Here is a 26,357-nt window from a genome sequence, read left to right as displayed (position 1 = left end):
CCCGGCATGGGGCGCGGAGAATACGGACGATCCTACCGGACACCGTAAATTCAACGGCTACCGCCACTGATCGATGTAGGGTATCTTGCGTATCCATCGTTTTAGAGATGGGAGTGCGCGTGGGTTACCTTCAGGTCATCATGAGTATCGACTCCTGGGAAAGCGCTGACCGTATCGGCAGGCTCCTGGTGGAGGCGCGTCTGGTCGCCTGTTTCCAGGTGATCGGGCCGATGAGCAGCACCTACCGCTGGAAGGGCCAGATCGAGCAGGCCGAGGAATGGCTCTGTCTGGCGAAAACGACCACCGAACGATTCGACGAGCTACATGAGCGGCTCGTGGTCCTCCACCCCTACGAAAATCCCGAGATCATTGCGACGCCGATCGTCGCCGGCCATGCCGACTATCTGGGCTGGATCAGCGCCGAGACGGCACCCACCGTCAGGTGAGTGCCCGCAGCTGCTCGTCGAACCCGCGCACGGCCTGGGTGTGCTGCCAGGGCCGCAGGTGCTCCCGGGCGCGGCGGATACGGGCCAGGCCCAGCGAGAAGTCCGTCTGGGCCACGATCGCGAGGGACTCGGCCGCGAAGTGGCAGGCCGCCTCGATCTCCCGCCGCTGGATGTGCACCTCCGCGATGTCGCTCATCAGTAACGACCGCTTCTTCGTCGCACCGGGAGCGGCCGCCCGCAGTGCCTCGGTGGCCGCGGCGTAGGCCGCGGCGGGTCGCCGTAGCCGCGTGTAGGTGGTGACCTTCAGGCCATCGAGCCGGCCCCGGTCGAAGAACTGCGTCCAGACCCGGTCCCCGTTGCTCTCACCCCGGTCGAAGGCATCCTGGGCACGGTCGAGGGCGGCCAGCGCCGCCCGGCCCTCGCCGCGGGCGGCCTGCTCCTCAGCCTCCCGGGCAGCCAGCCAGGCCCTGGTCATCACCGTGCTGCCCGTGGCGGCCCGTCGCTGGGCCTCACCGAGCAGCGCGCAGGCCTGGTCGTGGCGGCCACGGCTGGCGGTCTGGTAGCTCTCGTAACCGAGCACGCAGGCCCACAGGGCGTTGTCGTCGGCCTCGCGGGCGGCCTCGATGGCCACCCGGTAGTAGGCGACGGCCGCGGGCAGGTCGTTCATGTCGAACGAGAGCCATCCGGCGAGCGCCGCCGTCTCCCCGGCGGTGGAGGTCAGCTCACGGCGCACCGGGGACCGGCTCATGGTCTCCAGCAGCTGACTGAGCCTGCTCAGATGCCCGGTGACCCGCTGTATCAGGATCCGGGCGGGAACGCGCTCCTCCAGGCCGTACAGCCCCGCGGTGAGCTGGCCCAGCTCGTCGGCGAGCTCCGGGGTCACCGTGCTGCGGCGGCGCAGCGCCGCCGAGAGGCGCTCCCAGGGCGGGGTGTCCGTGACGCCGTTCATGGGCACGACGGCGACGCTGCCCGCCGCGGCGAAGAGCCGGAGAAAGTCCCGACGTTCCACGGGCATACCGTTCGTGTCGATCATGTCGGCGCCGGGGTGAAGCACGAGTGTGCCCGCGGCGCCCGTCTCGCAGGCCGCCTGTTCAAGGTTCATCGACGCGGCGACGGCCGTACCCTGACTGGTTCCGCCCAGCGGTGCTCCGGTGGCGGCGGGAATCGCTTCGTCGTCCACGAAACCGAGCTCCGCCGACGACCGGCCGAATAGCGCCCGCAACAACCGCTGATAACGCAGGCTCGGTTTCTTGTCGCCCTTCTCCCACTTGCAGATCATGTTGCCGGTCACCCCGGCCTCGCGACCCTCGTGGATGACGGAGAACCGACGGATCTCGGTGGCGAGCCGTTCCTGCGACCAGCCCCGTTCCTCCCGGCTCAGCCGCAGCCGGATGTTGGGTGTGCGGGTGGCGGGCATCCTGCCGCCACCGGATACCTCAGGTGCTGGCGCGGAGGCCACCGGTGCGCGGAGAACTGCCGAAGGACCGGTCGTGAGCTGCATCGGAGCCTCCGAAGTCAATCGGTTGACTCCAGGAGCTTAACCCTCTGTGAGATAAGACGGTCATGCTCGGGCGTGGTCCCTTCGGGACCATCTACGGCAAAAGTGTGGTCATTCCGACGCGCCTGCGACCGCCAGCGTCTTCGCCGAGTGTCGCCTTCTAGAGTGTGATGGCGTGAGAGCCGGCCCCCTCGACCGAAGCCCTCGTCCACGACGTCCCGTTCCCCCAGCCCGACCGCTGCGCGCGTGGCAGCGTGCGGCCCTGGAGACCCACCGGTCACGGTCGTCGTCGGGCGCCCGGGACTTCATGGCGGTCGCCACCCCGGGGGCCGGGAAGACAACCTTCGCCCTGCAGGTGGCCGCCGACCTTCTCACTGCCGGCGAGATCAGTCGGATCACCGTCGTCGCGCCCACCGAGCACCTCAAACGCCAGTGGGCCGTGGCCGCGGCGGAGGTTGGTATCGACCTCGATCCGGACTTCCGCAACTCGGCCGGGGTGACATCCTCCGACTACACCGGTGTCGCCGTGACCTACGCCCAGGTGGCGGCGCATCCGACCCTGCACCGCGCCCGGACCGCCGCGCGCCGCACTCTGATTGTCCTGGACGAGATCCATCACGCCGGTGACGCGCTGTCATGGGGTGAGGCGATCCGGGAGGCATTCACCCCGGCCGCGCGGCGCCTCGCGCTGACTGGTACTCCGTTCCGCTCCGACGTCAACCCGATCCCTTTCGTCACCTACCTGCCGGGCCCCGACGGGGTGATGCGCAGCATCGCGGACTCCTCCTACGGCTATGCCGAGGCGCTGCGCGACGGGGTCGTCCGCCCGGTGCTCTTCCTTGCCTACTCGGGTGAGATGACCTGGCGGACCAGTGCCGGCGCGGAACTGAGCGCCCGGCTCGGGGAGCCGCTCACCAACGAGCAGACCGCCGCCGCGTGGCGCACCGCGCTCGATCCGGGCGGGGACTGGATGCCGGCGGTGCTCGCCTCCGCCGACACCCGGCTGTCCCAGGTGCGGGCCGGCGGCATGCCCGACGCGGGCGGGCTGGTCATCGCCACGGATCACGCGGCCGCGCGCGCCTACGCCGTGCTGCTCACCCGGATCACCGGCACCTCGCCCGTGCTGATCCTCTCCGACGACCCGACCGCGTCGACCAAGATCGCCGACTTTCGCCGGTCGGCCGACCGGTGGATGGTGGCGGTACGGATGGTCAGTGAGGGCGTGGACGTGCCCCGCCTCGCGGTCGGGGTCTATGCGACCTCGGCGTCGACCCCGCTGTTCTTTGCCCAGGCCGTCGGGCGGTTCGTTCGGGGCCGCGGTCACGGGGAGACGGCGTCGGTCTTCCTCCCGAGCGTGCCGTCCCTGCTGGCGCTAGCCGGCGAGATGGAGGTCCAGCGGGACCACGCTCTGGAGAAGTCCCCGCGCGATCCGGACGCCTTTGACGACGACGCGCTGCGGGACGCCAACCGGCGCAAAGACACCCCCGACAAGCCGGACACCTTGTTCACGGCGTTGGGATCCTCGGCCCATCTCGACCGAGTGATCTTCGATGGCGGCGAGTTCGGCACCCCGGCGGCCCCCGGGTCCATCGAGGAGGAGGACTTTCTGGGCCTGCCGGGCCTGCTGGAGCCCGATCAGGTCGCGGTCCTGCTGCGCCAGCGGGAGGCTGCCCAGCAGGCCGCCACGCGCCGTGCCGCCGCCCGTGCCGACGATTCGGTCCCGGCCGTCCCGCCGGCCCGCGAGGGCGTGCAGCCGGCGGCCGAGGCGGCTACCCGGCCCGTGCACGAGGTGATCGGCGAGCTGCGCAAGGAGCTGAACCGGCTTGTCGGCGCACACTTCCACCGCACGGGCAAGCCCCATGGGATGATCCACGCCGAGCTGCGCCGGACCTGTGGCGGCCCGCCGAGCGGCCAGGCCACCGCTGCGCAGCTCCAGGCCCGCATCGACACCATCCGCCGCTGGGCCGGTTGACCGGCGGGTCAGCCGCCCTGGGCGATCGTGATCGAAAGAATCTTCGGCTTGCTCGCCGGGGCACCGTCGGAGCCGCCGCCCTCGACGCCGGGCCCGGTGAGCTTGTCGAGCACGTCGAGTCCCTTGGTGATCTTCCCGAAGACGGTGTAATTGCCGGCGAGCGCCGCCGCGCCCTGCGGGGTCGGGTTCTGGTAGTTGATGAAGAACTGACTGCCGTTGCTGTCCGGCAGTTGGCTGTGCGCCATCGCCAGCACGCCTCGGTCGTAGGTCACGCCCTGGGTGTTCTCGTTGGCGTACCCGTACCCCGGGCTGCCGTTGCCGGTGCCGGTGGGGTCGCCGCACTGCAGGACCGAGATGCCCGCGTCGGCGCCTCCGGTCTGGCGGTGGCACGCGGTGCCGTCGAAGTACCTGGCGCCGGCGAGCGTGCGCAGGGCGTGCACCGTGCATGGTGCCTTCTGAGCGTCCAAGGCGGCCGTGATGGTGCCGGCGCCGGTGGTGATCACCATTGTCGCCGGGGACGTGTCGACGGTGGCCGCGGCCGCCGGCAGGGTGGCGCCGCGGGCCGGGGTCTCCCCGTTGGAGGTGTAGGTGCACTGCCCGACCCTGCTGGTCTGCCGGGGGGCGGCCGATTGTGTTGGCTCGGTCGCGGTGGGTGCGGTCGCGGTGGGTGTGGTCGTGACACCGGCGGCGGCCACGTCGGGGTGGTCGTCCTTGCCGGTGAGCAGGATCGCGGCGATCGTCGACGCCGCGACGACGATCGCGATGAATCCGGAGACGACCGCGAGCCGCTGCTGACGGCGGCGATGGGCGAGCCGGCGCCGCTCCGTCTGTCGGGCCGCCCGGGCCTCGGCGAGCTCGCGTTGACGTCGCTCCCTCGAACTGGCCACCGTCGCCGGCCTCCCTCGCTTCTGATGTGGTCTGCTGCTTCTGGCATGGTCTGGTTCTGGTGCGGTCTGGTTCTGGCGTGGTCTGTGCACCGTAACCGGTGAGCGGCGGATCGCCCCGCATGGTGCCTGCCGGGGCGGGTGCCTACCGGGCCGGGAGCGGACCGGTGAGCGGGCCGGACGGCTGGTAGCGTTACCGCAAAGCACAATGCGGTACCGATCAGAGGCTGACGCGATTCTATGCTCAATAAGCGCTTTATCCGGGAGAATCCGCAGGCCGTGAAAGACGCGGTCGCGGCCAAAGGCATTGATCTGGATGTCGATGAACTGCTACAGCTCGACCGGGACAATCGCAAACTGCAGTTCGAGGTGGACGAGGCGCAGGCTCGGCGCAAGAGCTTCGCGAAGCAGTTCGCCGGGGCCGACGCGGCCCGGCGGGCCGAGCTGCGGGCCGAGCACGAGGCGTTCGACCGCCAGCTGAAGGACCTGCGCGAGCAGCTGGCCCGGACCGGGGCCCGGCTGTCCGAGCTGATGCTGCTGGTGCCGGGCATCCCGTGGCCGGGTGCGCCGGTGGGAGCCGATGAGTCGGCCAACGTGGTGTTGCGGACCGTCGGCGAGCCGCCGGAGTTCGACTTCACCCCGCTCGACCACACGGCACTGGCCGAGAAACGAGGGTGGGCGGAGTTCGCCCGGGCCCGGCGGGTCGCGGGGGAGCGGGCGTACGCCCTCGTCGGTGACATGGTCATGCTGGAGCGCGCGGTGCATTCCTATGCGCTCGACCTGCTGCGCGGGCTGGGCTTCATCCCTGTGTCGGTGCCCGCCCTGGTCCGGGAGGAGCCGCTCGTCGGCACCGGGATGCTACCCAAGGCCCGCGAGGAGATCTACGCGATCCCCGCTGACGGGCTTTACCTGGCGGGGACTGCCGAGGTGGCCCTTGTCGGCCTGCATGCCGGGGAGATTCTCGATGTGGGCCGCCTGCCGATCCGCTACGCCGGCATCTCGCCGTGCTTTCGCCGGGAGATCGGCAGCGCCAGCCGGGACGTCCGCGGTCTGCTGCGCGTCCACCAGTTCGAGAAGGTCGAACAGTTCGTGCTGTGCGCCGCCGACGAGGCCGAGTCGGCCCGCTGGCATGCCGAGTTGCTGGCCACCGCCGAGCGGATCCTGTCCGACCTCGGACTGTGTTACGAGGTCGTCGAATGCGCCACCGGGGACATGGGCGTCGGCAAGTTCCGGATGAACGACATCAACACCTGGTTCCCCTCGCTCGGCCGATTCCGCGAGACGCACAGCTGCTCGACGCTGCACGACTGGCAGGCGCGCCGGGCGAACCTGCGCTACCGCGACACCGACGGCACCGTGCGTTTCGCGCACACGCTCAACAACACCGCCGTGGCGACCCCACGGCTGCTGGCGGCGTTGCTGGAGAACTTCCAGACCGCCGACGGCGAGGTGCGCGTTCCCGAGGCGCTGCGGCCCTACCTGGGGGGCCGTGAGCTGATCTGAGGCATCCCGTGGCCGTGGCCGCGACGCGCCCGGGCGGCCCGGACCAGGGCGGGCCCGGCGACCGCCAGCCGGCGCGGGAGCCCGACTGACACGCGGCGTTCGAGCACCCGGTAGTCGGCGCGCTCGACCTCGTCGAGGATGCCCCGGTAGAGGACGAATGCCGTCCGCAGGCAGTCGCGTGAGGTTGGGTGCAGCAGGCGGATGCCGGGCTCGGCGGCGCGGAACAGCTCCCGCGCCCGGCTGATCTCGAAGGCCAGCAGCCGGCGGACCGGCCCGTCGACGATGCCGGCGGCCAGCTGCTCCCGGGTGACCCCGAACAGGTCCAGCGAGGTCCGGGGCAGATAGACGCGGCCGCGCCGCAGATCCTCGCCGACGTCGCGGATGAAGTTGGCGAGCTGGAAGGCCATCCCCAGGTCGCGGGCATAGGGCAGGGCGCTGTCGTCCACCGGCTCGAGGATCGGCACCATCTGCAGGCCGATCACCGCGGCCGATCCGTGCATGTAGACGGTCAGCTCGTCCCAGGTCGCGTACTCCGTCACGGTGAGGTCCATCGCCATCGAGGCCAGGAACGCCGCGAAATGGTCCGGATCGAGCTTGAAGCGGTGAATGGTGTCGACCACCGCAGGCAGCACCGAGACCTCCGCGCGGTGCCGGTCCCTCCCGGCGCCGACGATCTCGGCGCCGACGATCTCAGCGTCGGCGTCGACGGCGGGTGTCCCCGCCCGCAGCGCCGCGAGGAACCGGCCGCCCCACTCGTGCAGCCAGCGCGCCCGCTCGGCCTCGGTCAGCGTGGAGTCGAGATCGTCGACGATCTCGTCCGCGTAGCGGGCGAAGCCGTACAGCGCGTGGACGTGGGGCCGCTTCCACCCTGGCAGCAGCAGGGTGGCCAGGTAGTACGTGCGGCCGTGGGCGGCATTGAGCGCCCGGGCCCGCGCGTAGGAGGAACGTAGTCGAGGATCGATGATTCCGGCCGCGTCGAGCTGACCCACGTTAGTCAGCGTAGCCACCCAGCGAGGCGAATATCGACGGCTCCCGTCCGATCGGGGCCGACCTGCCCCGGGACGTCCGGTCGACCCCCCTCGTCGGCGTCGATCCCTTCACGGAAGCCGGGACGCGAACGCCAGGGACGTCGCCGCCGCGGCGAATCCCAGCCCCAGGGACAGCCCGAGGAACCAGGTGGTGACCTCCCGGTATTCGGTCCGGTACCCGATCGAGCTACCGAGCCCCCGGTAGACCGAACGCAGTTCGTCGCCGGAGGTGGCCCGATGGTACGAGCCGCCGGTCTGCTCCGCGATGTCACGGAGCGCCTGCTCGTTGACCGGCACCGGCACCTCCTGACCGCCGACGTCGAGCGTTCCGTCGGCGGTGCCGTAGGCGATGGTGTCCACCGGGATACGGGCTTGCCGTGCCGTCTCGATCGCCTGGTTGTTCGGCCGCCCACGGGTGGTCTCCCCGTCGGAGAGCAGCACGATGGCGGCCGGAGGCGCGCTCTGCCCCGCGTCGGAGAACCGTTTGCCGGCGGTGGTGATCGCCTGGAGCGAGGCGAAGATCCCTTCGCCGACGGCGGTCGCGGGACCGAGCTGCAGGCCGCTGATGCCGGCGCGGACCGACTCGCGATCGGCGGACGCGGGCACCAGGACCGTCGCGCTGCCGGCGAACGAGACCAGCCCGAGGTTGATACGGGGAGGGAGCTGGTCGACGAATGCCGAGGCGCCCTGCTTGGCGGCCGCCAGCCGGGTCGGGGCGATGTCCGTCGCCGCCATCGAGTTGGAGACGTCGATCGCCAGGATGATCGTCGCGCGTTCCCGGGGAACCCGCTCGGCCCGCGCCGGTCGCGACAGGGAGAACACCAACCCGGCGAGGGTGAGCAGCAGCAGCGCCGCCGGGACGTGACGGCGCCACCACTGCGGTCGGCGGGGAAGCACCGAGGACAGCAGCGACGCCGACGACAGCCGGGCGGCATACACCCGCCGCCGCGCCGAGACCAGGACATAGGCGATCAGCAATGCGCCGACCCCCAGGTACAGCCACAGCCAGTGCCCGGCCAGGAAGCTCATCAGGTGCCTGCCCGACTGGTGGCGGGCGCCGCCGTGCCACTCTGGTTGGCCCGACCCACGGGCGGGCGGCGGCCGGCGCCCCGGCCGCGCCGGTTCGCCGAGGCGAACCGGACGATGTCGACCAGCCAGTCCGAGTCGGTGCGCAGGACCAGATGGTCGGCGCCGACCCGGCGCAACGCCAGCGAGACCGCGCTGCGGTGGGCGACGGCGGCCGCGGCGTAACGTTCCCGCAACCGCCGCGACGACGTCGGGACCTCGACGAACGCCCCCGTCTCGGCGTCCACGACGGGCAGCAGCCCGACCGGCGGCAGGGTCAGCTCGAGCGGGTCGACGATCTCGATGGCGAGCACCTGATGCCGCGCCGCGAGCACCCGCAGCGGCCGTTCCCAGCGCAGGTCGGTGGACAGGAAGTCGGAGACGACGACTGCGAGCCCGCGGCGCCGCGGCGGGTGCAGCAGGTCCTCCACCGCCGCGGCGAGGTTGGTGGCCGCCGCCGGGTCGGGCCGGCGGCGGGGCCGGTCGTGCGCGCCGCGAGGCGCGGTGATGAGCGTGTGCAGCAGCGCCCGCAGCCCGTCCCGGCCGGGACGGGCTGGGATCGCCCGTGGACCGGCCTGGGTCAGCGCGATCGCGCCCATCCGGTTGCCGGTGCGGGCGGTCAGGAAGCCGACCGCGGCCGTGGCGGCAATCGCCAGATCACGCTTCTGCCAGGTACCGGTGCCGAACTCGGTGCTGGCGGTGAGGTCCACCAGCGCCCAGGTCTCGAGCTCCCGGTCGGCGATGAGATCGTGGACGTGGGGGACGGTGGTCCGGGCCGTGACGGCCCAGTCCATCCGGCGCACATCGTCACCGACGGCGTACTCGCGGCTCTCGGCCTTCTCGCTGCCCTGACCGGGCAGCAGCCCGAGATGATCGCCGAGGAGCATGCCGTCGAGACGGCGGAGCACGGTCAGTTCGAGCCGGCGCAGGGTCCGCTCCACCGCCGGATCGGTCGCCGACATGGAGCCGGCCCGGAGCCGGCCCGCGGGGTCCGTCATCCGGGCGCACCTTGGTCGAGGTATTCCGGGAAGCCCGAACGCGGGTTCGTCCCCCACCCGCCGGCCTGCGGACCGGCGGGGTAGGAGGGGCCCTGCTGGCGGGGCGCCACCTGAGGCTGCGGAACCACGCCCAGGATCCGGGCGGCGATCGCGTCCGCGGTCAGCCCCTCGGCCAGCGCCTCGTACGAGAGCACCAGGCGGTGGGGCAGGACGTCCAGGGCGACCGCGGCGACGTCGTCGGGTACGACGTAGTCGCGCCCGCGCAGCAGGCCGAGCGCGCGGGCCGCCGCGACCAGTCCGAGCGAGGCGCGCGGCGAGGCTCCGTAGGCCAGGTGGCCCTCGAGCTCGGGTAGGCCCGCCTCGCCGGGGGACCGGGTGGCGAGCACCAGCCGGACGGCGAACTCGATGATGGCGTGATGGACGAACACCTCGTCGGTCCGGGTCTGCAGCCGGGTCAGCGCCTCCGGGGTCAGGACCCGCTCGGGGACCGGTGGCGAGGTGCCCATCCGCCGGACGATCTCGAGCTCCTCCGCCGGGTTCGGGTAGGGGACGTTGACCTTCATCAGGAACCGGTCCCGCTGCGCCTCCGGTAGCGGGTAGACGCCCTCGGATTCGATCGGGTTCTGGGTGGCCAGTACCAGGAACGGCTCGGGAAGCCGGTGGGTGACCCCGCCGAGCGAGACCTGCTTCTCCGACATCACCTCCAGCAGCGCCGACTGCACCTTCGCGGGTGCCCGGTTGATCTCGTCGGCGAGCACGAAGTTCGCGAAGACCGGGCCGAGCTCGACGTCGAACGTCTCCTGGCTCGCCCGGTAGATGCGGGCACCGACGATGTCGGAGGGCACGAGGTCGTTGGTGAACTGGATGCGGACGAACGAACCGCCGACGACGGTCGCGAGGGTCTGCACGGCCAGCGTCTTCGCGACTCCGGGCACGCCCTCCAGCAGACAGTGGCCCCGGGCGAGCAGGGCGACGAGCATGCGTTCGACCATCCGGTCCTGTCCGACGATCACTTTTTTGATCTCGAACAGGGCGCGTTCGAGCAGCGCCGCGTCCGACGTGGTGTCCGGTACGGCGAGGCCGGCCGGGCTGTGCCCCTCGTCCATGGCAGCATTGTCCCAGCCGCATCGTGGAACAGGGTGCCAAAGGACTCGGCACGGCCTGGCCGGATGCCTCTTCTAAGCCGCTCTTCAGCAACTTCTCGGCGCTGGGAAATGTCCGGGGCACTGGGGTGCCAGGCTGCCGGGGTGCGTCCCGGGTCAGCGCAGGGCGCGGGAACGGTAGCCCCGGTCAGCGCCGAGGATCCGCTCCGCGGCCAGCCGGCCGGAGATGAGGACCATCGGGACCCCGACGCCGGGCCGGGTGCCGCTGCCGGCGAACACGACGTTCGCGAGGCCCGGGGCCAGGTTCGAGGGGCGGAACGGGCCGGTCTGGCGAAAGGTGTGGGCCGCCGCGAACGGGGCGCCCGCCGCCATCCCGCGGGCCCGCCAGTCGGCGGGCGTGGTGACCTGCTCCACCTCGATGGCGTCGCCGAAGCCTCGGTAGCCGTGGCGTTCGCAGGTGGCGACCACCTCGTCGCGGTAGCGCGAGTGCAGCACCGACCAGTCGAGCGGGGCGGTGAGGTTGGGTGTGGGGAAGAGCACGTAGTACGTGTGGCCGCCGGCCGAGGCCATCGCGGGTTCGGTGCGTGAGGGGGTGGTGACGAGGAAGGACGGGTCGCTCATCAGCTCGCCGCGATCGATGATCTCGCGGAAGGTCGACCGCCAGGCCCGGCCGAAGTGGATGGTGTGATGCGCGGTGTGCGGGTACTCTACGCGCCCCCCGGCCAGCAGGAGGAAGCACGAGGGCGAGTACCGCAGGCGGCGCAGACGGGCCGGCGCCGTCGAGGGAGGCAGCAGTTCGGTGTAGGCGATCGGCAGGTCGGGGTTGAGCACCACCACGTCGGCGCCGATGCGCTCCCCCGCCGCGGTGTGCACCGCGACCGCCCGGCCGCCCCGCACCTCCACCCGCGTCACCGTGGTCTCGTAGCGCAGGGTGGCACCGTGCTTGGCCGCGGCGCCGGCCAGCGCCTCGGCAACGGCGTGCATGCCGCCGGTCGGGTGGTAGACCCCGGCGACGCAGTCCATGTAGGAGATGACGGCGTAGAGGGCCAGCGCGTCGTGCGGGGCGAGCCCGGCGTACATCGCCTGGAAGGAGAACATCCGCCGGGTCCGCGGGTCCCGCAGATGGCGGCCGACGACGGTGTCGAGCCGGCGGAAGCCGCCGAGGGCGGCCAGCCGGGCGAGCTGCGGGCGCAGCAACGACAGCGGGGAGTCGACCTGCGCGTCGATGAAGTGGCGCAGCTGGGTGCGGAACATCGCGGTGACGACGCCGACGAACCGCTCGAAGCCGGCCGCCTCCGCCGGGCCGCACAACGCCCGGATCTCCTGTGCGGTGTCGGCGGGGTCGGCGCGGATGTCCAGCGACGAACCGTCGGCGAAGAACCCCCGGTACATCGGGTCGAGCCGGGTCAGCGACAGCCAGCGGTCGAGATCCTCCCCGACACAGTCCAGGGCGTCGGCAATCAGCTCGGGCATGGTCAGGACGGTCGGTCCGGTGTCGAAACGATAGTCGCCCAGTGCGAGCAGGCCGGCCCGACCGCCGGGGGTCGCCTCCCGCTCGAGCACCGTCACCTGCCGGCCGGCGCCGACCAGGCGCAGCGCGACCGACAGACCGGCGAGACCGGCCCCGACGATGACGACGTGATCCGTCGCTCCGGTCACCGTGCGCACCTGCCACCTGCTTCCTGGTCGATGGTCTTCCTGGTCGATGGTGCGGTTAACCGAGGTGGTCAGTTGCTCAATGTGAGCGCGAAGTCGCCGCCATGGCGAGTTCCGTCAGGGCGGCGAGGGTCGTGACGTCCAGATCCGCCCGCCGCGCCGCCTCGACCGCTGTGGCGGTCCGGGCGGCGATCCGTTCCTCAGCGGCGGCCACCGCTCCGCTCGCGGCGATGATGTCGTGGGCCTCGGTGACCCGGGCGGCGCGAGCCGCGGGGTTCTCGGCGCGCCGGACCGGCGGGGAGACCAGAGCGCGCAGCCGGGCCGCCGCGGCCGGCTGCGCGCGGGTCAGCGCGAGCGCCAGCAGGCCGGTGGGCCGCCCGTCACGCAGATCCTCCCCGGTGGGTTTTCCCGTCACCGCCGGATCGCCGAACACGCCCAGGAGGTCGTCGCGGAGTTGGAACGCCTCGCCGAGCGGCAGGCCGAACGCCGCGTAGGCCGCCAACAGGTCCGGCGGCGCGCCTGCGAGCAGACCGCCGAGCTGCAGGGGACGGACCACCGTGTAACCGGCGGTCTTGTACCGGGCGATGCGGACCGCCCGCCCGGGACCGAGGCCGCCGTGCGGACCGGCCTCGGCCTGGCCGACGAGGTCGAGGTACTGCCCCGCCATCAGCTCGCTGCGCATCCGCCCGTAGGTGGGCCAGGCCCGGGCCAGCGCCTCGGGTGGCATCCCGCTGGCCGCGAGCAGTTCGTCGGCCCAGGCCAGGAACAGATCGCCGAGCAGGATCGCGGCCGAGCGGCCGAAGTCGGCGGGATCACCCCGCCAGCCGGCGGTCCGGTGGACCCGGGAGAAGCGCCGGTGCGCGGCCGGCCGGCCGCGCCGCGTGTCGGAGGCGTCCATGACGTCGTCGTGGACCAGCGCGCAGGCGTGCAGCAGCTCGAGGGCGGCGGCGGTCACGATCTTGTCGCAGTCCGGGCCGTCCGCCCCTCGCCACCCCCAGTAGCAGAAGGCGGAACGCAACCGCTTGCCCTCCGCCAGCAGGAATTCGGTGGCGATGCGGACGAACGGGATCAGATCGTCGTCGATTCCGCACAGGAGCGCTCCGCGCGAACCGGTGAAGCGCCGCAACACGGCGGAGACCCGCCGGCGCACATCCACCGTCGTGTGGTCTGGCACCGTCGTGTGGTCCGGGACCATCGTGTGGCCGGGGATCGGCGGGCGCCCGGGGTACCGTGCGGTGTGCCCGTGTTCGACACTGCCGTCGTCGTGGTCGCCGTTCTGCTGGTTGCCGCCGCACTGGGCGGATTGACCCTGTTGCGGCTGCCACCCGCGGAGCTGACTCACACTGTCGACGGTATCGACGCCGTGGAGGTCCTGGTGGCCGCCGGCCGCGTCGAGATCTCCGGGCGGGACCGCGAGGACGTGCACGTCGCGCTGACCGTGCGGCGCAGTCCCGGCCGGTCCGTGCCCGCGATCACGAGGGCCGGGACCACGCTGCGGATCGACGGCCGGGCCAGCGATGTGCGGGCCAGGCTGACCGTGCCGCCACGGGTCCGGGTGCGGGCTGAGGTGCTCGCCGGCGAAATCACGCTGTGGGGGGTCGGCGGTGAACTGTCCCTGGTCACCCGCGATGGCACCATCGCCGGGCGGGAGCTCGCGCGCGGTCCGGTCGCCGCGCGCAGCCGGGACGGCGACGTCAGCCTGCACTTCAGCGAGCCGCCGGACGGCGTGCGGGCGCAGAGTGAGACGGGCATGGTCACCGTCATGCTGCCCGAGGGCGAGTACGGGGTGGAGGTGGAGACCGCTGATCCCGGGGCGGCCGACGTGGAGCTGACCCCGTCGGCGCACGCGGCACGCCAAGTGGTGGCGCGCAGCGTGTCCGGGCGGGTGCGGGTCGGTCTCGCCGCGCCGCTGGGACCCTTGTCCATCGGACGTCTTTTGTCTGTCTGCCGTCTATGTGGGCTGTCCCAGCTGGTCCCGCCCAACGAGCCCGTTCCAGCCGGGTTGCCCACCCATGTTGGTGGACTCGACGGATCATGACCCTCGTGGGATCACGCTGGGGATTCGTGGGATCACGCCGGGAAAATGTTGCTGCCCGCTGTCGGGGCCTGATCGGTTGTGTTTCCGACCGGGGGTCCGTCCTCGATCGTGGCCACGCCCGGTCTACCCTCGTGCCATGGCGGCGGTCCGGAGTCTGAGCACGCAACCCACGACGATGGGCGAGTACCTCGCCACCGGTCGTGCCTCCTTCTCCTTCGAGTTCTTCCCGCCGAAGACGCCGGACGGCGAGCGGCAGTTGTGGACGGCCCTGCGCCAGATCGAGGCGCTGCATCCCTCGTTCGTCTCGGTGACGTACGGGGCGGGCGGGTCGACGCGCGACGGCACGATCCGGGTGACCGAGCGGATCGCCACCGAGACCACCCTCACGCCGATCGCCCATCTCACTGCGGTCAACCACTCCGTCGCCGAGCTGCGCCGGGTCATCGGCAACTACGCCGGCGTCGGGGTGCGCAACGTCCTGGCCCTGCGCGGCGACCCGCCAGGGGATCCGCAGGGCACCTGGACCGCCCATCCCGCGGGCCTGCAGTACGCGGACGAACTCGTACGCCTGGTGAGGTCGGTCGGCGACTTCTGCGTCGGCGTAGCCGCCTTCCCCGACAAGCATCCACGATCGGTCGACTTCGACAGCGACGCGCGCTACCTGGTGGGCAAATTCGACGCCGGCGCGGACTACGCCATCACTCAGTTCTTCTTCGGCGCTGACGACTATTTCCGTCTCGTCGACCGGGTCCGCCGGCTGGGCTGCGACAAGCCGATCATTCCTGGAATCATGCCGGTGACGAACGTCGCGCAGATCGTCCGGATGGCGCAGCTGTCCGGTGCGGCCTTCCCGCCGGCGCTGGCCTCCCGGTTGCAGGCCGTCGCCGACGACCCGGCGGCCGTGCGGGCGATCGGGGTCGAGGTGGCGACCGAGTTGTCCCGTCGCTTGCTGGACGGCGGTGCCCCGGGCCTGCATTTCATCACCCTCAACCGCTCCAGCGCCACTCGGGAGATCTACCAGGCGGTCCGGTAACCGGCCGCGGTCCGCGGAGTGGCCGGTCCGCGGAGTGGCCCGGTGGCGCATGGTGGGCCGCTCGCCCGGCCCACCCACGCTCATGCCGCCGGGCCGGCACTCAGTCGTGCTCGTCGTAGGCGTCGAAGACGCACAGCAGCCATTCGTCGCGGAGCGAATGCTCCCGGACCAGCGCGAACCCGGCCTGGTTGGCGGCGTCCACCACCGCCGTCACCAGGCTGAGATCAAGGGTGTTGAAGACCGGGGTGATCCGTACCGCAAGGATCACCTGGTCGCGATGGGCGGAGAAGACCGCCCGCGGGTCGAGGTCCTCAAGGGTCTCCACCACGCCGCCTACCTGTTCGGACACGTCACTCCCGCCACGTCTGGGTGGCACCGCTGTTCTCTCGTGACACCGCTGTTCCTCCGACACCGCGTCTCCCGACCTCGGGCCGGTCCGGTGACCGATCGGCGCCTTCGGTTTCGGTCGCCGGCCGGACGCAGGGTGCCGGTACGGCTCGCGGTAGGGGATGACGAGACTCTATGTCCCAGCATGTCCCAGCGCGAGACGGCGTACCGGACGGATCCTGGCGTACCGGACGCGGCGCTGGCCGTACCGGGTGGAACGGGATGGCCGACGGGCACGATGGCCGACAGGCACGATGGATGACGTGAGCACCCCGGTACCCGGTCGGGACACCTACCTTGCCCAATGGTCGACCTTGCACGGCGGCTACGACCTGGCGCGCGGGCTATGGCTCGTTCGTGCCTGGTTGACGGTGGTCTACTGGGTGGTCAGGCCGCTCGCCGCCCGCGGGGTGCGTGACCGCCGGGGGGGCCGTGCTCACCGCCCTCGCGATTCCCCCGGCCGTGGCTGGTGGCCGGTGGCCGCTGCTGGGGGCTCTGGTGATCGTGCTCAGTGGCCTGGCCGACAACCTCGACGGAGCGGTGGCGATCCTCACCCGGCGCACGAGCGCCTGGGGATATGTCCTGGACTCCGTCGTGGACCGCTGCGGTGACCTGGCCTACCTGCTGGCCCTGTGGTGTCTCGGCGCACCCGGCGGCCTTGTGATCGCGGCAGGCAGCATGCTGGGACTGCTGGAGTACACCCGGGCCCGGGCCGGCAACGCCGGCTTCGACGAGATCGGCGTGGTGACCGTCGGGGAGCGGCCGGCCCGGATCATCATCGCCGCGGTCGGCTCGTTCGGAGCGGGTCTGGTGCCCGGCCTCGCGAACCTCGCCGCGAGTATCGCGACGACCGCGACGCTGGCGGTGTGCGCCGTCGGCTTCTTTCAGCTCACGGCCACGGTCCACGCGACCCTGGCAGCCGGGTCAGGCCGGGCCGATGAGGCCGGCGACGATGCCGGCGGAGAGCACGACGAGCGGCAGCCCACCGCCGGGATGGGTTGATCCGCCGACGAGAAACAGGCCGGGCACCCGGGATGTGTTCGGAGGCCGCAGGAAGGCCGCCCGCACGCCGTTCGAGGATCCACCGTAGATGGATCCGCCCACCGTCCCGGTGGGCCGTTCCAGATCCGCCGGGGTGATGGTCTCGTACCAGCGTAACCGGGGGCGGACGTCGAACCCGCGGGCGGCGAGCACGTCGAGGATGCGCCGGGCGTAGCCGTCGACGAGCCCGGGACGGTCCCAGTCCAGGGTGCCTGCGCCGTCGTGGCCGCCTGCGCCTCGGTGCGGGGGCGCGTTCACCAGGACGAACCACGCCTCGCAGCCCGGCGGCGCGCAGGCCGGGTCGGCGGGCGCGGCAAGGTAGATGGTGGGATCGGCCGCCAGCCGGCCCGCGAAGACGGCATCGAATTCAGCGTCGTAGTCGGCGGGGAAGGTGACCGTGTGATGCCCCAGCCCGGGCGTGCGACCCGTCAGGGCCAGCAGCAGCACGAAGCCGGACATCGACGGCACCGTCCGCCGCAGCCGCCGGCGGCCGGCCCGATCGTTCACCAGCCGGCCGTAGAGCGCCGCCGCGTCGGCGTTCGCGACGACGACGTCCGCGGGCAGCCGGGTACCGTCGGCGAGGCGGACCCCGTCGACCCGCCCGCCGGGGGTCCGGGTCACCGTCAGCACCGGCGCGTCGAGCAGGATCCGGACGCCGCGTTCCTCGGCGCGGCGGGTGAGCGCATCCCCGAGGCGGCGCAGGCCGCCCGCGACGTACCAGCCCCCGAAGCGCCGTTCCGCGTGGACCACCGACACCAGAGCGGCGGGGGCGTGCCGGGGATCGGATCCAGAGTAGGTGGCATAGCGGTCCAGGATCATCCGCAGCCGGGGATCACGCAGGTAGCGCAAGCCCAGCCGGCGCAGGCTCCGGCCGGGCGCGATCGCGGCGATGTCACCGGGTGAGGACCAGGCGAGCCGGACCAGCCCGGTCGCCGACACGGGACTGGACAGGAACGGTCCTTCGGCGGCGTCGAAGACCCGGCAGGCCCGGTCGGTGAGCCGCCGCCAGTCCTCGCCCGACCCGGGGGCGATCCGATCGTCCAGTTCGGCCACGAACGCGTCGTCGTCGGCATGTGCGGCGAGCGTCGTGCCGTCGGCGAACCGGTAGGACGCGATCGGGTCCAGTCGACGCAGCTCCACCTCACCGCGCAACGGCCCGCCGGTCGCGGTGAACAGGTCCTCGAACACGCCGGGCATGGTCAGCAGGGACGGGCCGGTGTCGAAGCCGAACCCGTCGCGCTCGTACCAGCCGAGCTTGCCTCCGGTCCGCGACGACTGCTCGCAGACCGTCACGTCATGCCCGGTGGCGGCGAGCCGGGCCGCGGCTGCCAGCCCGCCCACACCGGCGCCGATCACCACAACACGGGCCATGCGACGACTGTACGAGCTGCTCCTTCCCGGTTATCCACGAGGAAGGAAACGGGCATCGAAGCCTCGAGAAGGAGAAGGAAGCCGCCGGAAGGACGACAAGGGAAGCCTCTGGCGGGGTGAGGAAGGGTGGACCAGCGGTCAGGGGCAGCGGGTAACCGGTCGTCCCTTCCACCGGGCGGTACCCCGCCGACGACGCCACCACGACACCGCCGTCAGGTAGCCCAACAGGCTCACGGAAGCCGGATGAGCGGCGGCGTCAGGCCAGCTCCGGCCGCCCGTGCGGCGGGCGGCGAGCACCCGGCCGGCGACCCCGGCGAGGTACCCGACCGCGCCCGGGCCCGAGCCACCCAGTGCCGCCACCGCCGGCACGACGAACAGCCAGGCCAGCACGCCGATCTGCCCGGCGCTGCCGAGCGTGCTTCCACCGGCGACGGCCAGCGACTTCGCGTAGCCGTCCCGCAGCTGTGACCATCCGGAGTACATCCGATTGACCGCGAGGTCGGTGCCGTCCGCGACCACTCCCCGCCCGCCGGCACGCTTGAGCCTCCGCAGCAGGGCGACATCCTCGATGACCTGGTCCCGGACGCCCTCGTGGCCGCCGGCCCGGCGGTAGGCCGCCACGTCCACGGCCAGCAGCTGTCCGCCCGCCGCGGAAAGCGATGGCCGGGTGGAGCGTTCGGCCAGCCGCAGCGGCAGCAGCGCCAGCCACGACCACTGGAGCAGGGGTTGGATCAGCCGTTCGGCGACACCGGCCGCCTCCTGGCGTGGGTAGGGCGAGACGAGGTCGAGGCCGGCGTCCCGCAGGAGGAGAACGGTCCGCGCGACGCGGTCGGGGGCCACCGTGACGTCGGCGTCGACGAAGACGAGGACCGTGCCCGTGGCCGCCGCCGCGGCCCGGGCGCAGGCGTGCGGTTTGCCGAGCCAGCCGGCGGGGGCGCCGCACCGCGCAGCGCGACGATCCGGTCGTCCCTCGCCGCCCACCGAGCGAGGATCTCCCCGGTGCCGTCGGTGGAACCGTCGTCGTAGACGAGGATCTCGAGGTCGGGCACCCACTGCGAGCCGAGCAGGGCCGACAGGCAACGCGGCAGGCTCCCGGCCTCGTCGCGGACGGGTAGCACGACCGTCACCCGTTCGCGTACCGGCCGGGCCGGCGGTGGGACGCGTAGCAGCCGCGCGTTCACCGCCGTGTGCACGGCGATGGCGCTGGACGCCACCGCGGCGGACCGTACCGCACCCGACCAGCATCGGCCGGCGAGCCACCGGGCCGGGGATCCCGGTACCGTCCGTCCCGTCCGGTGCCTCGTCCCGCGCCCCGTCCGCCACGGCGCCGTCATCGTGGTGGGGAGCCCGCCGGGACCGGGCGGTCCCCGGCCCGGGCCGCCGCGACGAGCGCCGCCCCCATCGCGATCCCGCCGGCCACGGCTACACCGGGACGGTCGAAGAAGGTGAGGTTCGCCAGCGTCGAGGAGACGTAGGCCCACAGGAGAAGGGCGAGCGGAGCGCGATCGTCGCGTGCCGTGCTCCCGGCCCGGTCCGGAAGCGCCGTCAACGCCGCGGTCATGGCGATCGCGACGGCCACCCATCCGGCGGTGTTGGTGAGCGGGATTCTGTTGAGCGCCGGGCCGCCGCCGAGCCACCGCCAGTACCCCGCGGTGACCATCTGCGGGTCGATGAAGAGATCCCAGGCCGCGAGGACGAGCGCGGCCAGCACGACGGTGCGCGCCCGGCCGCGGTGGTGGCGACGGGCCAGGACATATGCCGGGTAGGTCATCATCGCCCAGGCCATCGGCACCACGACCGGGACGCCGTACAGGCGGGTGCCCAGGGCGGAGCCGTAGGCGTAGCGGCCGAAGGGCCAGCCGGTGTGCACGCCCACGGTCTCCACGAGCAGCCCGCCGCCGACGGTCACGGCGAGGAACCCGGCGGTCCACGCTCGGCCACGGGTGAGCAGGGCGTGGCTCACCGAGGAGGCGAAGAACAGCACGATCGAGGCGATGGCGAGCGCCGCCCCAGCGGATCCGGTGACCAACGGACAGGGGAGCTGCACCGCCACGGTGGCCGCCGCGAAGATCCACGGCATCGCGGTGAGCCGCGCCGGCGGTCATCGTACCGGTGCGTGCCGGTCGGCTCCTTCGGCGGAGGCGCCGTCGGGACAGGCGGGGGAGCGTCCGTGGAGCTCCTTGCCGAGCACGGCGTAGGGGGTGAGGGTCCCGGGGAACTGGAAGTCGGACAACAACGGGACGAATCCCTCATGGTCGTACAACCGGCGTGCCGGACTACCCGGGGGTTCGAGGGCGGACAGCGCGGCCGTGCGTTGCGGGGCCCCGCGCAGCAGCTCCCGCAGTATGGTGCGCCCGATCGCTCGGCCCTGGTAGGCGGGCAGGACGTGCAGCTCCACGATCTCGAGGCAGTCGTCGAGCCAGTACGCGGCCGAGTCCGGCGGGAGCGCGTCGGCGACGACGTCGTGCCACCACTGGCCGACCCGGCCGGGCAGTGCGTAGGTGATCCCGACGAGTTCGTCGTCGGGTGTGACGGCCGCCACGGCGCGAAGGTCCCGCCACTCGAAGTGCCGGCGCGCATGGGCGGCCCGGTCCCGGGCGGCCCGCGGCGGGTCAGGCTCATGATGATCGAGGAAGGCGGCCTTGTAGACCGCGATGACATCGTCGAGCCGGGTGCGCATCCGGCTCGGGGACCAGCGGACTACCCTCACGCCCACGTCGGTCACCGGCGTCGCCTCCTGTCCGCGCCCGGATCGCCGACCTGGCCCCACGAGTCGGGTCCGGCGAGCCAGGAGGCTGGGGCGCACCATCACGTCGCTCGACGATAACCCGCCGCTCGCCGGCACTGCTCGGCGATGGGAATTACTGCTACGTAACGTCATTCCACTGATGTGGAGGGTGCTACCTCCGGATGGGTGGGAGACCCGCCCGATCACCGGCCATGGCGAGTGCGGCGCAGCGCGGCGTGCCGGCGAGGAGGTCGGCCACCAGCATGGCCACCGCCGGGGCCTGCACGGTGCCACCCGCGTTCGTCCCTGCCGCCACGATCACCCGGCCGCCGTGGTCTGCCACGGCCTCGACAAGGGGGATGCCGTCCGGGGTCGCCGGGCGCTCGCAGACGCGGACGTCGAGCATCTCCACGGTGCCGTCAGGCCGGCGCAGCGTCGGGAACAGGCCGGCGGCCGCCTGCTCGAAAACCGCGCGTAGGCGGGCGACGCCGCTGTCCGCGACCGCCCGCACGGCGGTGCCCAGATACCCGAATCCGCCGCTGACATGGATCCTGGCACCATCGGCGGACAGCGTCACATTGATCACACCGAGGGGATCTCCGGCGTGGACCTTCACCGGCCGTCGCAGACCCGGGTTCGGCAGGGTCAGTGAGAGGCCGAGCAGATGCGCGACGGCACCGGCGCCGGGCCAGGCGGCGCCCAGCAGCCGCTGCAGATCGCGGCCGGCCACGGTCACCACGGCCCAGCCGGTACGCAGGGTCGAGCCGTCCGCGAGATGCAACCGGACCCCGTTCCCGGCTCCGTTCCCGGCTCCGCTCCCGGTCTCGTGCCCGGCCTTGTTCCCGTTGCCGTCGAGGCTCCGGTCGATGCCGGTCTCGATGCGTTCCACCCGGGTGCCGGCGCGCACCTCGACGCCCGCGGCCCGCAGCCGGTCGATGAGCACCGTGGCCAGATCGTGGATGTTGACCGCGTAGCCGTCCACCTCGACCGCCCCGGCCACCTCCCGGGCGCCGCCGGGCAGCGGGACCGAGCAGCCTAGCGTGGGCCAGCCGCGAACCAGATCCGCCCGGGACAACCGAACGACCCGCCCCCCGCGGCCCGCTGCAGCTGCAGCTGCTCGCCCGCGGCGAGGTCGCCCGGACCGAGATAGATCCGCGGGAGGCGGGCGTCCCAGCGCAACCCGCACCCGGTACCGAGCCCGTCCCTGCCGTCGGCGAGCGCGAAAAGATGCTCCCACCCGCGCAACCCCAGCCGGTTCAGGGCGATCACCAGGTCCCGGGCCACCGCGTGCAGCCCGGGATGGTCGGCGCACTGCTCGAAGGCGCTGGCCTAGGCCCTCTCCGGCTCCGACAGCGACTCCGGGTCCCGTAGCCGCCAGCCGCCAGCCGCCGTGCGTCGGATCGCGGTCGAGAACACCCACGCGGCTCGCGTCCGCCTGCGGCAGCGTCTCGGTCGCCGATAGGTGCCGGCCGTTCGTCCCCGCGAACGTCGTGCCCTGGGCGGCAGGGTCCGCCCGGTCGGCCGGCGCGGCGTCGAGGACCCGGACGGGGTGGCCCCGCAGCCGCAGCACGAGCGCGATCGTGAGTCCGACGATCCCGCCGCCGACGACCACCACGTCGTGCTTGTCGACGGCGGAACCGTCAGGGGCCGGGTCCTCGCCGACCCCGCGGCCGGTGCCCCGCGGATCGCCCCGACGATCGGCCAGGTCATGACGATCGCCCTTCGGGCCGTGCCCGGCGAGGTCGTGCCCGGTGAGGTCGTCCAGGTCGGCCCGCCCGACCACCGCGAGGAACGCCTGATCGAGATCGTCGCTGCAGGCGGGACTGTGCATCGCTACGGAGCAGAGAGTGAACCCGCGCCGCAGCTCCCCGCCGTCCTCGGCGATCCGCCCCGCGAGCAGCCCGCGGACCGGGCCGAGGAACCGGGGGGCGTTGTCGATCACGACCTCCAGGTCACGGCGGTCGTAGGCGTCGACCAGCGCCCGGTCGGTGAAGACGTCCGGTTCGCTGACTGACACGAGTCGGCGGCCGGTGAACGCCTTGACGTGCCGCATGTCGATCATGCCGGCGGACATCCGGGACCCGCCGTGCACGAGGGGCGCGGCGATGCTGATCAGATCGGCGGCGTCGAAGACGTCCTCGACGGTGCGGGCGACGTGGATCCGGTCGACCGGCAGTCGGTGCTTCGCCGCCCAGAGCGCGGCCGTCGCCGGCTTCGCCGCGAGCGAGGGAGCGTGTACGGCCAGATGCCAGCCGCGTGCGGCGCCCTCCCGGGCGACCCGACTGTTGATGTTTCCGGCGCCGACGAGGCCGAGCACGCCCGGCCGGTCGGTGCGCGTGGCGGCCCCAGCCGGCTCCGCGCCGGATGCGTCGCCGAGCGGGTCGAACAGCCGGTCGACGATGAACCGGGCGACGTGCCGGGCGTTGACCTCGGGGGTGTTGCACACCTCGATCCGGTGGCGCGCCGCAGCGGCCAGGTCGACGGCGGCGAGGGAGGTGCCCCGGCGGACCAGCAGCAGGCGTCGGTCCCGGCCGGCCTCCGCCGGGTCCGTGCGGACCGCGGTGGCCCACTGTTCGAGTGCCGGTCCATCCACCGCGTTCACCCCGACGACGAGGGTGTGCGGCCGCAGTTCGACCAAGGCGTCGGCTAGGCCCGTCGGCTGGGTGGCCAGCTCCGGGCGTAGCCGGGCGGCGTCGTGCCGAGTGACGAGCCGCGCGACCCGTTCGCTCACTGGTGTCGCGATCAGAACCCGACGGCGGGGGGCTGCGTCCAAGGCGCCTGCTCGCGGGGTGCCTGCTCGCGGGGTATCGACATGCGGCTTGCTTCACCTGGTTCGTAGGAAGGTGCGGGGCGTAGGAAGGTGCGGGCGGCCCCTTCACGGTGGCGGGTGCCGTTCAACGGGGCGTCAAAGCAGGCCGTGTCCCCGCCCGGATACGGCGGGGGTCGTGGACGGATCTTCAACGCGGCGTCAACGTCGGCTCGGGGCTGACCTGCAGGAGAGGATCCCGCCCGCCCAGCGTCCCCCGCGAGCCGAGCACCGCGAACCGCGCGAACAGTTCCTCGCTGTACCAGCCGACCAGCGGTGTGCGCCGGACGACCTCGCTGTGCGCGGGGCGGCTGTAGGCGAACCTGCGCAGCGACGCCGCGTCCTGCCAGAGGCTGAACGTTCCCTGTAAGCCGATCGGCGCCTCCCGGATGCCAGCCGCGAAGATCAGACCCTCGGCCTCGGCGAGGTCGACCGCCGCTGCCGGCACCGCTCGGCGGAAGGTGAGCGTGTGCCGCAGGGTGACGCGGGCCCAGGTGATCACCGCGACCGCCGCGGGGGCGCTCGCGGGAGACGGAACGTTCGACGCTGCCGGGTTGCCGAAGGGCTCCTGCCGTGACCACCGCCCACGTGACGACAGCGGGTGAAGGTCGATCCGCCAGCGTTCCTCGGCCAGTGATGACCATGCCCGCACCGACGCGGATCGTTCGAAGGAACGGGCCGCCGACGGGGAGGACCAGACGGCGACCATCGCCCACTGGCACGGATCGGCGTCCCGCAGGGTGAAACTGCTCGCCGAACCGGTGCCCAGCAGTTTTGCGAAGGTCAGTCCCGGTGTGTGCCGCAGGGCGGTACGGTCGGTGGCCATCCGCGCCAGGGCGTAACCGATCCGTCGTCGGGGCACCCGCCAGAAGTCGACGGTGACGAGCGTGCTCATCGCCGCACCGACGACAGGCGCAGCAGGCTGTCACGGACGGCCCCGTACTTGTCGGCGAAGGCCGTGGCCACGGCCCCGGCGCCGTCGTTGTCGTTGTCGTTGTCGTTGTCGCGCAGGGGTACCACCCGGCACCGCCCGGTTCCAGCCAGTACATGCCGACCGTCGCCCGCCACCTCGGCGAGCAGGCCGTCCGGACCGCCGCGGCCCAGCAGCGCGACGAGGTCGGGGGAGGAGACGTACACCGCCCCGTCGAGGCGCACGAACTCGGCCTGTACCTCGAGATGGGCCGCGTCCGACGGGAAGACGCGCAGCGGCACCCGCAGGTAGTCGTCCAAGGCGGTGCTCCCTTCCAGACTCCAGAGCCGTTCGAAGTGCTGTTCGACGAACTGGACCAGGGTGGAGGAGATGGCCGCCTCGTGCTGGGTCGCGGCGGCCGAGGAGTACCCGACGGGGAACGTCGAGACCAGCGCCCCGGTGCCCCAGCGGTGATACGTCGTCAGGGGCTGTTCGGTGTAGAGGCGGACCGCGAGCCGGGGGCGCAGGACGGGAGCGAGCCGATCTCGCAGTGCCTCGAGGACCAGCAGGTTCGGGTGGATCATGCCCGGTACGTCGACGCTGCGCAGGAGGTCGGCGGCTCGTCCGGCCACGGCCGGGGAGTCCGGGTCGAGTAGGAGTACCTGAATGATCGCTCCGGCGTCGACCGCCGCGAGCACCGCGTCGGCGAAGGCGGTCCGGTGCTCGGGGGTAGCCAGATCCGTCCAGGTGTTGAGTAACCGGACGCTGCGCCGGGACGAGGCGATCCGGGCGATGAAGTACGCCGGGTCGAACGTGCTGAGCAGCCGCCCGCTGGTGAACTGGGTGGGCTCGGCCGTGACCGGTGCGCTCAGCCGTTCCTCGGCGGCCGGCAGTTCGGGGGAGCCCCGCTGACGCAGGAGCGTGATGCCCTGCTGCCAGGATCGCCGCGCCGCTGGATGGTCGTCCATTTGGGCGAGGATGTCACCCCGGCGGATGAGCACACGTGGCTCCCAGCGGGTGTCGGGTAGCTCGGCGAGCAGCGGCAGGCTCTCGTTGTAGCTTGCCAGGGCCCGGTCCAACCGGTGCTGGAAACGGTGGAGATCGCCCAGCCGGCGCAGGGCCAGCGCCTCCAGCGGACGGTTGCCGAGTTCGCGGGCGATCGACAGGCTCATCGTCAGGCAGTTGATGCCGTCGGTGAGCTCGTTGCGGTCGCCGTGGACCATGGCGACGTTCACCAGGGTCTCCGCCTCGGCCTTGCGGGCGCCGGCCCGGCGCATCATCTCCAGGCCGGCCTCGAAGTGGACCAGGGCCGTGGAGAACTCCCCCCGACCGCGGCAGGCGTCGGCCAGCCCGCGCAGCGTCCGGGCCTCACCCAGCTCGTCGCCGAAGTCGGCGAAGATCTCCCGGGCCCGGGTGAGGCGCTCCGTGGCCAGCGCCAAGTGGTCGACCGTAGCCCGGTAGACCTCGACCGCCGGTTGACCGTCGGGGTCCGTGCCGTCCGCGTCCAGTCGCCAGAAGGCGTCCTCGAAGGCCAGCGTGACGTCGCGCTCGGCGAGGTTGGTCAGCAGCGTCGCCTCGGCGAGGCGGTGCCCGGCCCGGCGGGCCGCGGCCAGCCCCAGGACGTGGCTCTGCTCCCAGTCGCCCCAGTGCGCCGCGAAGGCGTAGAACTCGGCGGCCTCGGTGGCGAGCAGCCAGGTCGGCTCGTCGAGACCGGCCGCGTGGGCCTGGTCGATCAGGCTCATGAGGTTTCCTCGTTCCCCGCCGAACCAGACCAGCGGCTGACCGACCAGGTCGGCGACGCCTGCCTGTTCAAACCGAAACACGGCCCCCGTCGTGAGCGCCGCCACGTCCTCGGCGACGGGGGTAAGGGTGCGCACCTCGCCGGGGCTG

At 72.3% G+C, this 26,357-nt stretch carries 22 protein-coding genes and 1 pseudogene; 6 read left to right on the top strand and 17 right to left on the bottom strand.

Annotated elements, in window-relative coordinates:
- Positions 1–119 precede the first annotated feature (119 nt).
- The gene (gene cutA, locus AC08OQ_RS05285) at positions 120–446 is read left to right on the top strand and encodes a divalent-cation tolerance protein CutA (RefSeq protein WP_476605234.1); all 327 of its coding nucleotides are present in this window, start codon (positions 120–122) and stop codon (positions 444–446) included.
- Here cutA and AC08OQ_RS05280 read toward each other — a convergent pair.
- Positions 439–1,947, bottom strand: coding sequence for a helix-turn-helix domain-containing protein (locus tag AC08OQ_RS05280; protein ID WP_476605231.1), 1,509 nt, complete (start codon positions 1,945–1,947; stop codon positions 439–441). The genes cutA and AC08OQ_RS05280 overlap by 8 nt on opposite strands.
- Before the next feature lie 172 nt (positions 1,948–2,119).
- On the opposite strand from AC08OQ_RS05280, the gene AC08OQ_RS05275 reads away from it, so the two are divergent.
- Positions 2,120–3,916 carry a DEAD/DEAH box helicase gene (locus AC08OQ_RS05275; RefSeq protein WP_476605232.1) on the top strand — a complete coding sequence of 599 codons (1,797 nt, stop codon included), beginning with the start codon at positions 2,120–2,122 and terminating at the stop codon, positions 3,914–3,916.
- A gap of 8 nt (positions 3,917–3,924) precedes the next feature.
- Here AC08OQ_RS05275 and AC08OQ_RS05270 read toward each other — a convergent pair whose 3' ends face one another.
- Complete coding sequence (locus AC08OQ_RS05270; protein WP_476599082.1) at positions 3,925–4,803, bottom strand: peptidylprolyl isomerase; 879 nt, start codon at positions 4,801–4,803, stop codon at positions 3,925–3,927.
- A gap of 237 nt (positions 4,804–5,040) precedes the next feature.
- On the opposite strand from AC08OQ_RS05270, the gene serS reads away from it, so the two are divergent.
- Entirely contained in the window at positions 5,041–6,303 is a 1,263-nt protein-coding gene (gene serS / locus AC08OQ_RS05265; protein WP_476599080.1) for a serine--tRNA ligase, read from the top strand.
- Here serS and AC08OQ_RS05260 read toward each other — a convergent pair.
- From AC08OQ_RS05260 to AC08OQ_RS05235, 6 genes are all read right to left on the bottom strand, one after another.
- A complete protein-coding gene (locus tag AC08OQ_RS05260) occupies positions 6,276–7,310 on the bottom strand; it encodes a phytoene/squalene synthase family protein (protein ID WP_476611924.1) in 1,035 nt (344 codons plus the stop codon). The two genes, serS and AC08OQ_RS05260, sit on opposite strands and share 28 nt — an antisense overlap.
- A 90-nt stretch (positions 7,311–7,400) precedes the next feature.
- A complete protein-coding gene (locus AC08OQ_RS05255; RefSeq protein ID WP_462185978.1) occupies positions 7,401–8,360 on the bottom strand; it encodes a VWA domain-containing protein in 960 nt (319 codons plus the stop codon).
- Positions 8,360–9,394, bottom strand: coding sequence for a DUF58 domain-containing protein (locus AC08OQ_RS05250; RefSeq protein WP_462185979.1), 1,035 nt, complete (start codon positions 9,392–9,394; stop codon positions 8,360–8,362). Before AC08OQ_RS05250 ends, AC08OQ_RS05255 begins: the two co-directional genes overlap by 1 nt.
- On the bottom strand, positions 9,391–10,500 hold the full coding sequence (locus AC08OQ_RS05245) for an AAA family ATPase (protein ID WP_476599076.1): 1,110 nt from the start codon (positions 10,498–10,500) through the stop codon (positions 9,391–9,393). Before AC08OQ_RS05245 ends, AC08OQ_RS05250 begins: the two co-directional genes overlap by 4 nt.
- A gap of 153 nt (positions 10,501–10,653) precedes the next feature.
- Entirely contained in the window at positions 10,654–12,165 is a 1,512-nt protein-coding gene (crtI, locus tag AC08OQ_RS05240) for a phytoene desaturase family protein (protein ID WP_476599074.1), read from the bottom strand.
- Positions 12,166–12,232: 67 nt separating this feature from the next.
- The gene (locus tag AC08OQ_RS05235) at positions 12,233–13,327 is read right to left on the bottom strand and encodes a polyprenyl synthetase family protein (RefSeq protein ID WP_476599072.1); all 1,095 of its coding nucleotides are present in this window, start codon (positions 13,325–13,327) and stop codon (positions 12,233–12,235) included.
- A 69-nt stretch (positions 13,328–13,396) separates the two neighbouring features.
- Between AC08OQ_RS05235 and AC08OQ_RS05230 the strand changes: the two genes are divergently transcribed.
- A complete protein-coding gene (locus AC08OQ_RS05230; RefSeq protein ID WP_476599070.1) occupies positions 13,397–14,191 on the top strand; it encodes a DUF4097 family beta strand repeat-containing protein in 795 nt (264 codons plus the stop codon).
- Positions 14,192–14,327: 136 nt separating this feature from the next.
- Positions 14,328–15,224 (top strand): methylenetetrahydrofolate reductase [NAD(P)H], encoded by an 897-nt coding sequence (gene metF, locus AC08OQ_RS05225; protein WP_462202558.1) that lies wholly within the window; start codon positions 14,328–14,330, stop codon positions 15,222–15,224.
- Positions 15,225–15,324: 100 nt separating this feature from the next.
- Here metF and AC08OQ_RS05220 read toward each other — a convergent pair whose 3' ends face one another.
- Positions 15,325–15,573, bottom strand: coding sequence for a hypothetical protein (locus AC08OQ_RS05220; RefSeq protein WP_462185985.1), 249 nt, complete (start codon positions 15,571–15,573; stop codon positions 15,325–15,327).
- Positions 15,574–16,025: 452 nt separating this feature from the next.
- Here AC08OQ_RS05220 and AC08OQ_RS05215 point away from each other — a divergent pair, with 452 nt between their 5' ends.
- Positions 16,026–16,613, top strand: a complete 588-nt coding sequence (locus AC08OQ_RS05215) for a CDP-alcohol phosphatidyltransferase family protein (RefSeq protein ID WP_476611923.1) — start codon at positions 16,026–16,028, stop codon at positions 16,611–16,613.
- On the opposite strand, the gene AC08OQ_RS05210 is transcribed toward AC08OQ_RS05215, so the two are convergent.
- The 8 genes and pseudogenes from AC08OQ_RS05210 to AC08OQ_RS05175 form a co-directional block, all read right to left on the bottom strand.
- On the bottom strand, positions 16,536–18,023 hold the full coding sequence (locus AC08OQ_RS05210) for a phytoene desaturase family protein (RefSeq protein ID WP_476599066.1): 1,488 nt from the start codon (positions 18,021–18,023) through the stop codon (positions 16,536–16,538). The two genes, AC08OQ_RS05215 and AC08OQ_RS05210, sit on opposite strands and share 78 nt — an antisense overlap.
- 138 nt (positions 18,024–18,161) lie before the next feature.
- Entirely contained in the window at positions 18,162–19,004 is an 843-nt protein-coding gene (locus AC08OQ_RS05205) for a glycosyltransferase family 2 protein (protein ID WP_476599064.1), read from the bottom strand.
- A 26-nt stretch (positions 19,005–19,030) separates the two neighbouring features.
- Positions 19,031–19,357 (bottom strand): annotated as a pseudogene (locus tag AC08OQ_RS05200) (glycosyl transferase); the annotation flags it as partial.
- Entirely contained in the window at positions 19,354–20,103 is a 750-nt protein-coding gene (gene cruF / locus AC08OQ_RS05195) for a bisanhydrobacterioruberin hydratase CruF (RefSeq protein WP_476611922.1), read from the bottom strand. The pseudogene AC08OQ_RS05200 and the gene cruF, both read right to left, overlap by 4 nt.
- A 21-nt stretch (positions 20,104–20,124) precedes the next feature.
- A complete protein-coding gene (locus AC08OQ_RS05190; RefSeq protein ID WP_476599060.1) occupies positions 20,125–20,748 on the bottom strand; it encodes a GNAT family N-acetyltransferase in 624 nt (207 codons plus the stop codon).
- Between the two features lie 175 nt (positions 20,749–20,923).
- On the bottom strand, positions 20,924–23,524 hold the full coding sequence (locus tag AC08OQ_RS05185) for an FAD-dependent oxidoreductase (protein WP_476605138.1): 2,601 nt from the start codon (positions 23,522–23,524) through the stop codon (positions 20,924–20,926).
- A 184-nt stretch (positions 23,525–23,708) separates the two neighbouring features.
- A complete protein-coding gene (locus AC08OQ_RS05180) occupies positions 23,709–24,452 on the bottom strand; it encodes a spheroidene monooxygenase (protein ID WP_476599056.1) in 744 nt (247 codons plus the stop codon).
- Positions 24,449–26,357 (bottom strand): tetratricopeptide repeat protein (locus AC08OQ_RS05175; protein WP_476599055.1); only part of this gene is annotated, 1,909 nt, incomplete at its 5' end. The genes AC08OQ_RS05175 and AC08OQ_RS05180, both read right to left, overlap by 4 nt.

The sequence above is a fragment of the Frankia sp. CcCS3 genome (genome assembly GCF_977927575.1).
This window is presented reverse-complemented; position numbering and strand designations above follow the sequence as displayed.